At 65.6% G+C, this 14,278-nt stretch carries 11 protein-coding genes; 7 read left to right on the top strand and 4 right to left on the bottom strand.

The features are described 5' to 3' along the window. The first annotated feature begins 29 nt into the window (after positions 1-29). Positions 30-530, top strand: coding sequence for a winged helix-turn-helix transcriptional regulator (locus JQ639_RS35790; RefSeq protein WP_211969498.1), 501 nt, complete (start codon positions 30-32; stop codon positions 528-530). Continuing rightward, entirely contained in the window at positions 527-1,933 is a 1,407-nt protein-coding gene (locus JQ639_RS04890; RefSeq protein WP_211969144.1) for an MATE family efflux transporter, read from the top strand. The genes JQ639_RS35790 and JQ639_RS04890 overlap by 4 nt, the downstream gene beginning before the upstream one ends. Positions 1,934-1,992: 59 nt before the next feature. Here JQ639_RS04890 and JQ639_RS04885 read toward each other — a convergent pair whose 3' ends face one another. From JQ639_RS04885 to aspT (JQ639_RS04870), 4 genes are all read right to left on the bottom strand, one after another. Next, on the bottom strand, positions 1,993-3,054 hold the full coding sequence (locus JQ639_RS04885; RefSeq protein WP_211969145.1) for an asparaginase: 1,062 nt from the start codon (positions 3,052-3,054) through the stop codon (positions 1,993-1,995). Between the two features lie 142 nt (positions 3,055-3,196). Further along, on the bottom strand, positions 3,197-4,789 hold the full coding sequence (locus tag JQ639_RS04880) for a bifunctional aspartate transaminase/aspartate 4-decarboxylase (protein ID WP_211969146.1): 1,593 nt from the start codon (positions 4,787-4,789) through the stop codon (positions 3,197-3,199). Between the two features lie 40 nt (positions 4,790-4,829). Further along, positions 4,830-6,518, bottom strand: a complete 1,689-nt coding sequence (aspT, locus tag JQ639_RS04875; protein ID WP_211969147.1) for an aspartate-alanine antiporter — start codon at positions 6,516-6,518, stop codon at positions 4,830-4,832. A gap of 37 nt (positions 6,519-6,555) precedes the next feature. After that, positions 6,556-8,241 carry an aspartate-alanine antiporter gene (gene aspT / locus JQ639_RS04870; RefSeq protein WP_211969148.1) on the bottom strand — a complete coding sequence of 562 codons (1,686 nt, stop codon included), beginning with the start codon at positions 8,239-8,241 and terminating at the stop codon, positions 6,556-6,558. 575 nt (positions 8,242-8,816) lie between these two features. Here aspT (JQ639_RS04870) and JQ639_RS04865 point away from each other — a divergent pair. The 5 genes from JQ639_RS04865 to JQ639_RS04845 all read left to right on the top strand — a co-directional run bounded on the left by JQ639_RS04865 (position 8,817) and on the right by JQ639_RS04845 (position 14,150). Next, positions 8,817-9,971, top strand: coding sequence for an OpgC domain-containing protein (locus JQ639_RS04865; RefSeq protein WP_211969149.1), 1,155 nt, complete (start codon positions 8,817-8,819; stop codon positions 9,969-9,971). After that, the gene (locus JQ639_RS04860) at positions 9,946-11,721 is read left to right on the top strand and encodes a SulP family inorganic anion transporter (RefSeq protein ID WP_249123501.1); all 1,776 of its coding nucleotides are present in this window, start codon (positions 9,946-9,948) and stop codon (positions 11,719-11,721) included. Before JQ639_RS04865 ends, JQ639_RS04860 begins: the two co-directional genes overlap by 26 nt. Before the next feature lie 235 nt (positions 11,722-11,956). Then, positions 11,957-12,610: an STN domain-containing protein gene (locus tag JQ639_RS04855; RefSeq protein ID WP_211969150.1), complete on the top strand. Its 654-nt coding sequence runs from the start codon at positions 11,957-11,959 to the stop codon at positions 12,608-12,610. After that, positions 12,607-13,146, top strand: a complete 540-nt coding sequence (locus JQ639_RS04850) for an RNA polymerase sigma factor (protein ID WP_211969151.1) — start codon at positions 12,607-12,609, stop codon at positions 13,144-13,146. Before JQ639_RS04855 ends, JQ639_RS04850 begins: the two co-directional genes overlap by 4 nt. Then, a complete protein-coding gene (locus JQ639_RS04845) occupies positions 13,143-14,150 on the top strand; it encodes a FecR family protein (RefSeq protein ID WP_211969152.1) in 1,008 nt (335 codons plus the stop codon). The genes JQ639_RS04850 and JQ639_RS04845 overlap by 4 nt, the downstream gene beginning before the upstream one ends. Positions 14,151-14,278 lie beyond the last annotated feature (128 nt).

The following is a 14,278-nucleotide window of genomic DNA, read 5'->3' as shown; positions in this document are numbered from 1 at the left end:
TCATTCATTCTCCACCATCGGACCTGTCCATGCGGCGAACGAGTTTCCGGTCGATGACCTGTCCGATTGCCCGCGGGCTCGATCGCGTCGGGGAATGGTGGAGCATCCTGATCCTGCGCGATGCCTTCAACGGGTTGACGCGGTTCGATCAGTTCGAGGACAGCCTTGGCATCGCCCCCAACATGCTGGCGCGTCGCCTCAAGGCGCTGGTCGCAGCCGGCTTGCTGGAGAAGCGCCGCTACAGCATTCATCCGCCCCGGTTCGAGTATGCGCTGACCGAACGCGGGCGCGACTTTCGCCCCGTGCTGGTGATGCTGCAGACATGGGGCAACACCCATTTCGCACCGGAGGGCAGAAGCGTGATTACCATCGACAGCCGTACAGGCCGCGAGGCCCGCCCGGTGGTGATCGATGCCGAGAGCGGCCTGCCGATCACCGATCCTGCCTTTCGTTCGGCCCCCGGGCCGGCCGCGAGCGAACGCACCCGGCGTCGCTATGCTCCGAGGGCTGTCAAGGAAACTGCAATATGACCGATCTGGCGGCCGAGGCCGACGACATTACTACTGCGGCTTTGCGGTCATCGCCGGCTCCCGTCATCGATGCGCGGACACGTCGCCTGCTCGAGGCGCCGGTCGTGCCGTTGCTGCTGCGCATGGCCTGGCCGAATGTGCTGATCATGGTCGCGCAGGCCGCGACCGGTCTGATCGAGACGTGGTGGGTCGCCAAGCTCGGCACCGATGCGCTTGCCGGCATGGCCCTGGTGTTTCCGACCGTGATGCTGATGACCATGATCTCCGCCGGCGCCATGGGCGGCGGCATTTCCTCGGCGGTGGCGCGCGCGCTCGGCGCCGGGCGTCGGCCGGATGCCGACGCTCTGGTTCTGCATGCCGCCTTGATCAGCATCGCGCTCGGCCTGATCTTTTCGCTGGTGTTTCTGGTGTTCGGCGCGCCGATCTACCGCGCCCTCGGCGGCGATGGCGGGGAACTCGAAGCCGCACTGATCTATTCCGACACGGTGTTCGCCGGCAGCGTCTTTATCTGGCTGATGAACGGCTTCGCCAGCGTCATTCGCGGCACCGGCAACATGATATTTCCGGCGCTGGTGACATCCGTCGGTGTCGTGTTTCTGATTCCGGTTTCGCCGCTGCTGATCTTCGGCGCGGGCCCGATTCCGCCGCTCGGTGTCGCGGGGGGCGGCATCGCGATGGTGCTGTTCTATGCCGCCGGCACGATCGCGATGGCCTGGCATATCCTCGCGGGTCGCAACGCGGCGCGCTTCGTCTGGGTGAGGCCGCGCGCGGCTTTGTTCACAGGCATCCTGAAGGTCGGCGCGGTGTCGGCGATCGCCTCGATTCAGACCAATCTGACAGTTGCTGGCGCAACCGCACTGGTGGCGTCGGCCGCCGGGGTCAGCGCCATTGCCGGTTTTGGCACCGGCGCGAGGCTGGAATATCTTTTGGTGCCGCTGATCTTCGGTATTGGCGCGCCGCTGGTCGCGGTGGTCGGCACCAACATCGGCGCCGGCCAGCGCGAGCGAGCGCTCCGGATCGCCCTTGCCGGCGGTGCGCTTGCGTTCATCGCCACGGAAACCCTCGGGCTCGCTGCGGCCACCTGGCCCGAGCGCTGGCTGCTGCTGTTCAGCAGCGATCCCGAGATGCTGGCGGCAGGTAGTGCCTATCTGCGTATCGTTGGGCCGACCTATGGCTTCTTCGGGCTTGGTCTCGCCCTCTATTTCGCATCCCAGGGCGCAGGCCGGCTGATCTGGCCACTCGCCAGCGGCTTCCTGCGCCTTGCCATCGCTCTTGGGGGAGGCTGGCTGGCGTTGCGCTGGTTTGGCGCGATCTCGGCGGTGTTCGCCGCACTCGCCGTCGCGTTGGTGGTCTATGGCACGACCATCCTGCTTGCGGTCCGGTCCGGCGTCTGGTTCCGGTAACGAGGCACGGACCTCTCGATGGCGGACCGGCCTCGACCGTTCTGCGCCGGTGGCGAGCGTTACCAGGTGCCGGCGAACGTCTGCTGCACGGCCTTCGGATCGGATATGCCGTTGGCGAGCAGAAGCTGCAGCAGCAGGCGGGCTTTCTGCGGGTTCAGGTCGAGCGAGACGACGAGGCCGAGCTGGTCGTCGTTGACCTCGACATTGCGGTTGACGAATCCCGAGCCGACCCGGGTCGAGCGCACGACCACAACGCCTTGCTTCGCCGCGGCGGCAAGCGCATCGATGGCTGCCTTCGAGCTGTTGCCGTCGCCGACGCCCGCGAGAACGATGCCCTTGGCGCCGCGCTTGACGGCGTCCTCGATGGGCGCGGCATCCATGTTGGCATGGGAATAGACGATGTCGACCCGCGGCAGTGGCGGCGCTGCCGGCAGTTTCAGCCTGGATCCCCTGGCGGCCGTGCCGGGCTGGAGAAAGCGCACCGATCCGGTGTCGACATAGCCGACGGGGCCGGCATCCGGTGACCTGAACGTGTCGACGCTGGTGGTATTGGTCTTCTGCGCCCAGCGCGCGCCGTGGATGGTGTCATTGAGCACCACGAGGACGCCGCGGCTGCGGGCCTCGGGCGTCGCGGCGACTCTCACGGCCTCATAGAGATTGGCCGGGCCATCGGCCCCGATGGCGGTTGACGGACGCATCGAGCCGACCAGCACGACGGGAATGTCGGTATCGAGCACCGTCTGGAGGAAGAAGGCGGTCTCCTCCATGGTGTCGGTGCCGTGGGTGATGACGATACCGTCGGCTTCCCTGGTCTCGATGGCCGACTTGATGCGGCCGGCAAGGTCGAACCAGACCTTGTCGTTCATGTCCTGGGAGCCGATCGCGGAAATCTGCTCGGCGGAAATCCGCGCGAGCTTGTCCATGCCGGGGACCGCAGCGATGAGATCGGCCGCGCTGACCTTGCCGGAGTCATAAGCGTTGCCGGCGCGCGCGCTGGCCTGTCCGGCGATGGTGCCGCCAGTGCCGAGCACCAGCACGCGCGGCAGCGGCGTATCCGTTGCTGTCTGCGCGGCGGCTGGCGGCAGCGATAACCCCGCCACCAGCACGGCGGTTGGGGCCATGGTACCGAGCGCCGCGCGGCAAAGCCGAGCAAGGGGGAGCAGCATCATCTCGTATCCTTCACCGACGATGGAACGTATCGAGGATGTGATGCGTCAGGCGACGCCCGGCGCGCTCCCCGGGAGGAGCGCGCCGGATCGCGGATCACTTCTTGGCCTTCTCGTACTCGGCATGATATTCGGCGGCAAGCTTGCGCAGCGCCGCGCCGATCGCCGCATACTGATACTCGTTGAGATTTGCGAGCGAAGCCCGGCCGGACGGGTGCTGCACGCCGAAGCCGCTGCCCGGGAGCAGCACGATGCCGGTCTCGTCGGCGATGCGGAACAGAATGTCGGTCGGATTTTGTGTCTTGAGCACCCATTCGGCGAAGGCGTCGCCATAGAGCTGTCGGGACACGTCTTCGAGGCTGACCAGCGTATAATAGTCGACGCTGTTGGCGTCGCTGCGGATCGGCAAGCCGAGCTTGCCGTAGAGCGTCGCGTCGCGCCGGCGGATCAGCGCCTTGACCGCTTGCTTGTAGGCCTGTGGGGCGTCCATCAGGTTGAACAGCGAGAACAGCACCATCTGCACCTGCTGCGGCGTCGACAGGCCGGCGGTGTGGTTGAGCGCCACCGCGCGGCTGTCGGCGACCAGGCGGTCGATGAACTTGACCTTGCGCGGTTCGGTCGTCAGCGAGGCATAGCGGGCGTCGAGCTCCTTCTTCGCCGCTTCCGGCAGCCTGGCGATGGCCTTGTCGATGATGTTGTCGCGGGCAGTAGCGATGACGCCGAGCCGCCAGCCGGTGGCGCCGAAATATTTCGAGAACGAGTACACCAGGATGGTGTTCTGCGGGCAGATCGCGAACAGCGACTGGAAGTCGTCGGCGAACGTGCCGTAGACGTCGTCGGTGAGAATGATCAGGTCGGGGCGCTTCCTGACCACCTCGGCGATCGCCGCAAGGCCGGCGTCGTCGATCTTGACTGAGGGCGGATTGCTGGGGTTGACCAGGAAGAACGCCTTGACCGCCGGATCCTCGAGCTTCTTGATCTCGGCGGCCGGATACTGCCACGCGGCCTTCGGATCGGCCTGGATCAGCACTTCCTCGAGCTGATAGTCGTTGAGGAGGGGGATTTCGAGGTAGGGCGTGAACACCGGCGAGCCGATTGCGATCTTGTCGCCGGGTGCGATCAGCTTGTTCTCGCGCATCGAGTTGAAGATGTAGGCCATCGCCGCGGTACCGCCCTCGACGGCGAACAGGTCGATGTCTTCGGTCAGCGCGCCGTGCGCACCCATCTCGCGAATGATGTACTCGCGCACGATCTTTTCGCTGATGCGCAGCATGCGGTCCGGCTCGGGATAGTTGGCACCGAGAATGCCGGCGACCATCTCCAGAAGAAATTCATCGGCATTGAGGCCGAGCTGGTCGCGGACATAGGACAGCGCCTTGCCGAGGAATACGACGCCGGGTTTGTCGCGGTTGGTCGCGACGAACGCATCGAAGCGGGCGGCAAGACCGTCGCTGCGCGCGAGGCCGCCGACGCCCTCGGACATGTAGGAGAACGACAGTTCGGCCTCGGCGACCGCGAACAGGCCAAGCTGGAAGAAGGCCCGCCGCGGTATGGTGGCGAGGAAGTTGGGATTGCCGCGCCCGGCGTTGAGCATCAGGCGGTCGGAGTGGCTCGACGCCAGCTGAATCAGGTTGTCCTTGAGCTCGAACGGGCTCAGCTTGGAAAACTTGGAGTAGTCCGTCTTGGCCATTTCAGGTCTCCTCTTCGGTACTGTCGTGTGGCCATCGGCGTTACGCGAACGCAACGATCAACGGGCCGAGCAGGGTCAGGAACACGTTCGCGAGCGCGTATGTGATCGCGAAGGGAACGGTCGGGATCGAGTTGGCGGCCTTGTCGAGGACGCCGCCGAATGCCGGGTTGGCGCTGCGCGAGCCGGACAGAGCACCGGCGAAGACGGCGGCGTTGTCGTAGTGCAGCACGTAGCGCCCGAACAGCATGGTCAGCAGCAGCGGCACCAGCGTCACCACCACGCCGATCATGAACAGCGTGAGGCCGCTGCTCGCGATGGTGTGGAAGGCCTGCGAGCCGGATTGAAGGCCGACCGCCGCGACGAAGCCGGCAAGGCCGAGGTCCTTGAGCAGTTGGGACGCTGGCGCAGGCAGGTTCCCCATGGTCTGATGCCGGCTGCGCAACCAGCCAAACAGCAGGCCCGATAGCAGCGCGCCGCCGCCGGCGCCGAGCGTCAGCGGGATCGAGCCGATGCGCAGAACGAGCAGGCCGACGAGTAGGCCGACCACCAGGCCGGCGCCATGAAACACGAAGTCGGTCTTGATGTCGGCGGAGACCGGTGGACCGGCTTCGGCGACGACACGCTTGATGTCCTGCTCGGTGCCGTAAAGGGTGATGACGTCCCCGGACCTGACGATCGCATCGTCGTTGAGCGGCACAGGCTCGTCGGCGCGGCTGATGCCGAGGACATAGACGCCATGGCGCAGCGTCGGACTTGTCGAGCGCTTGATCTCGCCCAGCGACTTGCCGGCATAGGCGGCGTTGCGCAGGATGATGTCCTGCGTTTCCATGATCAGATCCATCCCGGGCTCGGTCTGAAGTTCGCTGCCCAGGCCATCGGCCGCCGCGACGACGCCGGCGCGGCGTCCGACGACAAGCGCGATATCGCCCTCACGCAACGCGATCTCCGGACCAATCGGGATCAGCTTGCCGTTGCGCTTGATGCGCTCGACGGTGATGGTCGAGGCGCCGGCAGCATTCTCGATCGCCGCGACGGTCTTGCCGGCACCGGCACTGATGGCATAGAGCCGGCCGACGATCTCCGGGATCGCAGGCTCCTGGCCCGGGGCGAACACCAGCGCGCCCTTGAGGCGCTCGGCCTCCGCCTTGATCGCGTCGTCGCGGATTTCCCGGCCCATCAGTCGCGGCAGCACGTTGACGCAGACGATGATCGCACCGAGCGAGCCGAAGATGTAGGTGACCGCGTAGCCGATGGCGACATTGGCCTGCAGCTTCTGCACCTCCGCGGCCGGCAGGCCGAGGCGGGCGATGGCGTCGCTGGCGGTGCCGATGATGGCGGACTGGGTCATGCCGCCCGCGGCGAGGCCGGCCGCCATGCCCTTGTCGAGCGCAAAGAGTTTCGCCATCACGATGACGGTGACAAGGCCGACCACCGCCATGAAGACGGCGAGGAAGATCTCCTTCAGCGACTGTGGTCCCAGCGACTTGAAGAACTGGGGACCGCTCTCGAAGCCGACCGCGTAGATGAACAGGGCGAACAGCAGCGACTTGACGCCATTGTCGACGGAGACGCCGACAAGGCTGAGCACGACGGCGACCAGCAGGGAGCCGGCGACGCCGCCAAGCTGGAACTTGCCATAGTGGATCTGTCCGATCCAGAAGCCGAGCGCCAGCGACAGGAACAGCATGATCTCGGGCGACTGCTTCAGGGTCTGCTGTATCCATTCCATTGGCATCTCCTTTTGATCGGTCAGGTTTCGGTACAGCTCACGGTAACGACGTCGCGAGCCCGACGACGACCGGCCCCATCAGCGGCAGCAGCACGTTGGAGATCGCATAGGTGACGGTGTAGCCGACCACCGGCATGGTGCTGCCGGATTGCGCGACCAGTGCGGTGATGGTCGGCGTGCTGCAATGCTGGCCGGCGATGGCGCCGAGCAGGATCGGCGCCTCGATCCGCAGCAGCCGCGTGCCGACCAGTAGAGAGACGGCGGCCGGAACGACCGACACGAGCAAGCCGAGAATCGGCAGGACGGCGCCGTAACGCATGATGAGCGCGATCGCCTCCGGGCCGGCCGACAGTCCGACGGCGGCGATGAAGGTGGCCAGACCGAAATCCTTCATGAACTCCGCTGCGGCCGTCGGCAGGGCGCCATGGCGAGGGGCATGCATGTGCAGCCAGCCGAACAGCAGGCCGGCGATCAGTGCACCTCCGCCGGTGCCGAGCGAGAGGTTGAGGGCACCGATCCGGAGACCGAGCGCGCCCAGGAAGATACCGGCGACGATGCCGGCGCCGAGGAAGATGAAGTCTGTCTTGTCGGTCGGGGGCAGCGGATGTCCGAGTTCCTTGATGGCGCGGTCGATCGCGTCGTCGGTGCCGTAGAGGGTCAGCACGTCGCCTTGTTCCAGCCGTGTGCCAGGCAGCACCGGCACTGTCCGGTCGAGCCGACGGATTTCGGAGATGAAGACGCCGCGGCTGAGTTCATAGCCGGCGGTCCTGTGCAACTCGCGAATGCTCAGTCCGAACGTCTCACGGCGAACGAGAACGAGGTTGCGTGACTTGATCGGCACATTGGTGCCGACCGGGACGGGAACCTCGTCGCCGAGCGTCTCCTGGATCGCGATCACGCTGCTGCGGCGGCCGATCAGGAACAGGATGTCGTCGGGCTCGATCCGCATGCCGACATTGACGTCGAGAATATCCTTGCCGCGTTTGATGCGCTCGACGGTGACGGCATTGTGCCGGCTGTTCTCGAAGTCCCGGATCGTCATGCCGGCGACCGGGCCGGCACGGAAGGCGCGGCCGACGATGGTGGGAAGGGCCTGTTCGGAATCATCGCTGTCGTCAGCGCCCAGTTCGTGGGCGAGCCTGCGGGCGTCGTCCTTGAGATCGACGCGCAGCAGCAGTGGCGCGATCTGGGTGGTAAAGACGACAATGCCGACGAGACCGAACAGGTAGGTCACCCCATAGGCGGTGGCGAGGTTTGCCTGCAGGCGGGCGATCTCGTCGGCAGGCAGGGCCAGGTGCGACAGTGCTTCCGCTGCGGTGCCGAGCACGGCGGATTCCGTTGCGGAGCCCGCGAACAGCCCCGCAGTGGTGCCGGGATCGAAGCGCAACACCACGACAGCGACCGCCAGCATCGCCAGCACGGTCACGACCTCGATCACGGAGAAGATGCCGTAGCGCCAGCCCGAGCGGATGTTGGCGAAGAATTGCGGCCCTGCGGTGAAGCCGAGAGCGAAGATGAAAAGTGCGAAAGCCGTATCCTTGAGATCGCTGCCGATGGTGACGCCGAGCTGCCCGAGCGCCAATGCGACAAAGAGCGTGCCGCAGACGCCGCCAAGCTGGATCGGTCCGACACGCAGGAGGCCGAGGCCGTGGCCGAGACAGACGCAGACGAACAGTGCGACTACCGGCTGTGTCAGAAACGAAGCGACGCTGCTCGATACCACGCCATCAGTCCTTTACACGTCGTCGACACGATCGAACTTGATCAGACGGCGGATCGGACGCGTGCCGATCCGGGCGGCATTGCGATGTGAGCGCCAGGACGTGCGTTCACTGAAAAGCATCGTGGACCGACGGACGTCGATCGGAATGGACCAGTAGAGATCAGATCAGGATTGACAGGTGTATGAAGCGCGGTCCGTCAAAGACTGTAGGGCGCAAAGGCATCTAATTACTCCCCGGAAGTATTGCTTCGAAAGCAAGTCAAATTCTACGGGTCGGCTCATGCGTGCGTATGATCCTGCACAGCGGGACGCCGCATGTCCAGTGATCCCGACAGTCGAGCAGCGGCGTGTAAGCGAGGTCGTCAGAGTGGTCGGCGTCGAGGGGCTGCGATGACGCAAGACGCCGTCACAACGGCGTGATGCTGTCAGCCGTACCGGAACCCGGCGTCGTGGCCGGTCGCTTTCTGAGGGCGGGCAGCTTGAAACATCGAGCGCCCCGAAGGTAGCTTACGGGCAGGGCATCCGATGCGCCTGCCAGATTCGCAGTCAGGATGCGGGTAAGGGGAGCGAGCGCCATGACGATCCACGCGGTCCTGCCGCCAAGGGAGCGCGACTACAGGCTTGACCTGCTCCGTGGGTTCGCCAACTGGGCCATTTACCTCGACCACATCCCGAACAACGCGGTGAACTGGATTACCCAGCGCAATTTCGGCTTCAGCGATGCGGCCGACCTGTTTGTGTTCATCTCGGGGTATACCGCGTCGTTCGTCTACGCGCGCATCATGCTCGAACGTGGCTTCGTGATCGGCGGCACGCGTCTCGTCAAGCGCGCATGGCAGATCTATGTCGCGCACATCGTTCTGTTCGTGATCTACATCGCCGAGATCGGCTATCTCGCAGCGCGTTATCACGATCCCAATCTCGAGAATGAGTTCAATGTCGCGGGCTTCATGCGCGATCCGGCCGAGACGCTCTACCAGGGCCTGATCCTTGCCTTCAAGCCTGTCAACATGGATGTGCTGCCACTCTATATTCTGCTGATGCTGTGCTACCCGGCGGTGCTGTGGTTGATGTTGCGCCGGCCCAACCTGACGCTCGCGGCCTCGTTCCTGCTCTATCTCGCTGCGCGGCATTTCGGCTGGAACCTGGCGGCGTACCCGGTCGGCTCCTGGTACTTCAACCCGTTCTGCTGGCAGTTCCTGTTCGTGTTCGGTGGCTGGTTCGCGCTCGGCGGCGCTGCGGAGTCGATGGCCCTGATCCGGTCGCGGGCCCTGCTGATCGTCGGCGGCGCCTATCTGGTGTTCGCGCTGGTGATGACGATGGCCGGACGCTTTCCCGAGTTCGGGGCGACGATGCCGAGCTGGCTCGTCGATGCCTTCAACCCCAACGACAAGACCAACCTCGCGCCCTATCGGCTGGTCCACTTCATCATTCTCGCGTTTTTCATTACGCGCTTCATGCCGAGGGACTGGCCCGGCCTGCGGTGGCCGGTGTTCGCGCCGATGATCAAGTGCGGCCAGCAATCGCTCGAAGTGTTCTGCGTCGGGGTATTCCTGGCGGTCGTCGCCCACATCATCCTGGTCGAGGTCTCCGATACGGTCTGGATGCAGATCGTGGTGAGTATCGGCGGCATCGTTCTGCTGACACTCCTTGCTTACTATCGCTCGTGGTCCAAACGAGTCGACAAGCGGCCGCCGAAGCCGGTTGCAGGCACAGCCCCGCTGCCGTAGGCGTAGACGCGCGGGAGGCCGGCATAGAATCGTCCCGCAGGCCGCAGGCGTGGAAGGAGCAAGTGGATTGAAGGTGCTGAAAGGCGTGCTGCCGCTGAACCGGGCGGGAGCGCTGCGCGACGCGATGGCGGGCATCATGCTCGCGGCGATGAACATCCCGCAGGTTCTGGGATACGCGCGGATCGCCGGCATGCCGGCGGTTGCCGGGCTCTATACCGTGCTGTGGCCGACCATTGCGTTCGCGCTCTTCGGTGCGTCGCGCCACCTCGTGGTCGCGGCGGATTCGGCGACTGCGACCATCCTGGCGAGCAGCCTGCCGGCCATGGCGTCGCCCGGCAGTGCTGAGTATGTCACGCTGGCCTGCACGGTCGCGCTGCTGACCGCCGCCATGTTGCTGCTGGCACGCATTTTCAAGCTTGGCTTTCTCGCCGATTTTCTGTCACGCACCGTTCTGGTCGGCTTTCTTGCCGGCGTCGGCGTGCAGGTGTGTATCGCGATGCTCGGCGACATGTTGGGTCTCGATATCCATGCATCGCGGACCCAGTGGCAGCTCATCGCGATTGTCAGCGAGCTTTCGCGGATTCATCAGTTGACGCTGTTGATCTCGGCGGTCGTCGTGGTCGTCATTCTCGGCTGCAGGGTGTCTTGGCCCCGCCTGCCAGTGCCATTTCTGGTGGTGGTCGGGGCGATCCTCGCCAGCGACCTGTTCGATCTGGCCGGTCGGGGCGTTTCGGTGATCGGGCCGGTGGCCGGCGGTTTGCCGACCCTGCGATGGCCGATCGCCGGCTGGCAGGCGGTGCTGGATCTCCTGCCGATCGCGGCGGCCTGCTTTGCGATGATCGTGGCGCAGAGCGCGGCAGCGAGCCGGGCATTCGCCGAGCGCTTCCACGAGCGGGTCGATACCGACACCGATATTCTGGGCCTCGCCGCGGCCAATGCCGCAGCTGCGGTGACCGGCGCCTTTGTCGTCAACGGCAGCCCGACGCAGACGGCAACCGCAGCGCTCGCCGGTGCGCGCAGCCAGTTCGCGCAACTGGTGTTCGCCGGCATCGTGATCGTCGTGCTGCTCTTCCTGACCCGCTGGTTTGCCTATCTTCCGCACTGCGTGCTGGCATCGGTCGTCTTCACCATCGCGGTCGGGCTGATCGATGTCCGTACGCTGCGCGGCATGTTGCGCGAGAGCCCGGGCGAGTTTGCGCTCGCGTCGGCGACCGCCGCAGCCGTTGTGCTGATCGGTGTCGAGCCGGGTATCCTGCTGGCGGTCGCGCTGTCGCTGTTGCGGCATGTCCGCCACAGCTACCGCCCGCACACCATGCTGCTGCGGCCCGGACCTGACGGACGTTGGCGCCCGGAGCCGGTCGAACTCGGGGCTGAAACCTCGCCGGGAGTGATCGTCTATCGGTTCGGGGCCGACCTGTTCTACGCCAACGACCACTTCTTTGTCGGACAGGTTCGCAAGCTGATCCGCAATGCACCACATCCGGTCCGACGGTTCGTGATCGATGCGGCCGCCATCACCGCGGTCGACTATTCGGCGGCGCGTTCGGTCTCCGATCTCTGCCGCACGCTCATCAGTGGAGGCGTCGATATCGTCTTTGCCCGCGTCAGCCCGTATCTGCGGGCGGACATGGAACGTCACGGCATTACCGAAGTTCTCGGCGAGAGGCGCATTTTCGCCACCCTGCATGAGGCCCTCGAGGTCGATGGCGATGGCGATGGCAGCCATGTGCTGGCCAATCACGCCGTATAGCGATCAGTCGTTCAAGCGGCAGGCCGTTCATGGGCTGTCGTCAAACCGTAATATTGCCTGACTAGTTTCCGCGCCGCCGTCGGGGCGGCTGACGCGCAGATCCCCCGGCGACTGATTCATCGTGGGGCGCGGGGGCCGGCATCGCTGTCCTGATCTGCACGGACGGGCAGTGGGAATGTTGCGATCGGTTCGGACCGTCGTTCAGGCAAAGGCCGATCACGTCAGGCGGTCGGGCATGGCGCTGGCTTGCGCGAGCGTCGTGACGCTGGCTGGCGCGGCGGCCCAGACGTCGAACGCCCCGCGCGCCTTCGATATTCCGTCCCAGTCGCTCGATGCAGCGCTCAGCCGCTATGGCGACCTCACCGGGCGCGAGGCGCTCTATGATGCCAGCATCGCGGCGGGGCGGGTGTCTGCCGACGTCCATGGTGTCCTGACGCCGAACGAAGCGCTTGATCGCCTGCTGTCGGGAACCGGGCTGTCGCCGCGTTTCGTTGCGGACAACTCGTTCGTCCTGCTGTCGGCGCCGCAGTCCGCCGCGGCCGGACCTGCACGGGCAATGCCGGCAGCCCACCAGCGTTACTATGCGACGATTCAGCACAGCCTGCTCGATGCGTTGTGCCGGACGCGCGATGCGCAGCCAGGACTCTATCGCCTTGTCGCCGTGTTCTGGATCGGCGCGGCCGGGCGGGTCGAGCGTGCGCAGCGGATCGGCTCGGCGGGGTCGGCCGAGGCCGACCGGCAGATCGACGTCACGCTCAGCGGCATGATGTTCGATCCGCCACAGGCGGATTTTGGCCAGCCGGTGCTCGTTCTGCTGGTGCCGCAGGCGCCGAACATGCGTGCAGTCTGTGATGGCGTCGGAGCGGCGGTGCGCCGGACCGCGCCATGACCGAGACCGCACTTTCCGTCATTCGGCGTCTTTTCGTCGATCGGTATGACGACCTCAAGAAGAAGCTGACCAAGCGGCTGGGATCGGCGGATCTCGCCGGCGATGCCATGCAGGATGCCTGGCTGCGGCTGGCGCGCGTGGACTCGATCGGCGTCGTGCAAAGTCCCGGCAGCTATCTGTTTCGGATCGCCCTCAATGCCGCGGCGGATCAGCGCCGCCTGGAGCGCCGGCATATGTCGGCGGTCGAGATCGACAGTGTGCTGGAGCTGCCCGACGACGCGCCGACGGCGGAAGAGGTCGCGATCGCGCGGTCGGACTTCGAAGCCTTCAGGACGATCATGGCCGAGCTGCCGGCGCGGCGGCGCGTGATTTTTCTGGCCGCGCGGCTCGGTAACGTTCCGCGCCAGGAGATCGCCGATCGGCTCGGCGTCTCGCGTCGTCTTGTTGCCAAGGAGCTTCTGCTGGCGCATGAGCACTGCATCGTACGCTATCGCGCGTTGATGCAAGGGCCGACGAAGGGCTCGGAATCGGAATGAGCGGAGCGAACCATCACGGCAGTCTATTGACGCCCATCGAACGCGATGCGGTCGCCTGGGTGCAATTGCTGGCGGCCGGCGAGGCGACGTCGGCCGATGCCGCGGCATTCGCGACATGGCGGGCGCAAAGCCCGGCGCATGCAGCGGCGTTCGCCGAGGCGGAGCGGGTATGGGGCCGCACGGCGACGGTCGGTCGCGCCCTGCAGGACCCCGGCGTGGACTATCGTGCGGAGCTCGACACGCTGGCGCGACGGGGCCGGACGATCCATCGCCGCGCGATGCTGGGAGGCGGACTTGCCGTTGTTGCCGCGGCCGCGGCCTATGGCGTCACCGATCCGCCGTGGCGAATGTGGCCATCGCTGTCGGAGCTTCGCGCGGATTACCGCACGGGGACTGGGGAGCAGCGCGCCGTCACTGTCGCCGGCGATGTCGCTGTTGATCTCAACACCCAGAGCAGTGTTGCGGTGCGAGCAGCCGGCGACGCCGAGGACAGGATCGAGCTGATCACCGGTGAGGCGTCGTTCGCGACGAAGAGCGCGCGGCGATCTCTGGTGGTGATCGCGGCTGACGGCATGACCGTCACCGATGGTGGACGCTTCGATGTTCGCCATATGCAGGCAGGCAGCGGCGCGCCGGTCAGCGTGACCTGTCTCGAGGGGCTCGTGCGCATCGAACATCGCGCCGGTGTCGCGGCGCTGCGTCCCGGACAACGTGTGCGATATGACACGGCCGATCTGGGACAGATTGTCGCGGTCGATCTCGGCGCGGCGTCCGATTGGCATCGTGGCATCGTCGAGTTCCGGGCGACGCCGCTCACCGAAGCGGTCGAGGAAATCAATCGGTATCGGCCGGGCCGGATCGTCCTGATGAATGCGGCGCTGGGACAGCGTCAGCTCAGCGGCCGCTTCCGCATCGATCAAATGGACAAGGTTCTGCTGCAGCTCGAGCATGCCTTCAATGCGCGACTGCAACGGCTGCCGGGCGGCATCGTGCTGCTGAGCTGAGGGCCTCTTTGTCGCACCCCTGAAAATTTGTCCGGCGGCCGTGCTCAATCGGCAGCGGAACGCTGTCTTACCGGTGAGACCCCTGGGTGATCTCCACGCTATGGCGCGGGGATATACCGTCGTTTGAA

This window comes from Bradyrhizobium sp. U87765 SZCCT0048 (genome assembly GCF_018131225.1).
In the GTDB taxonomy this organism is placed as follows: Bacteria; Pseudomonadota; Alphaproteobacteria; order Rhizobiales; family Xanthobacteraceae; genus Bradyrhizobium_A.
The sequence above is the reverse complement of the archived record's forward strand: the minus strand, read 5'-3'. Positions and strand labels throughout refer to the sequence as shown.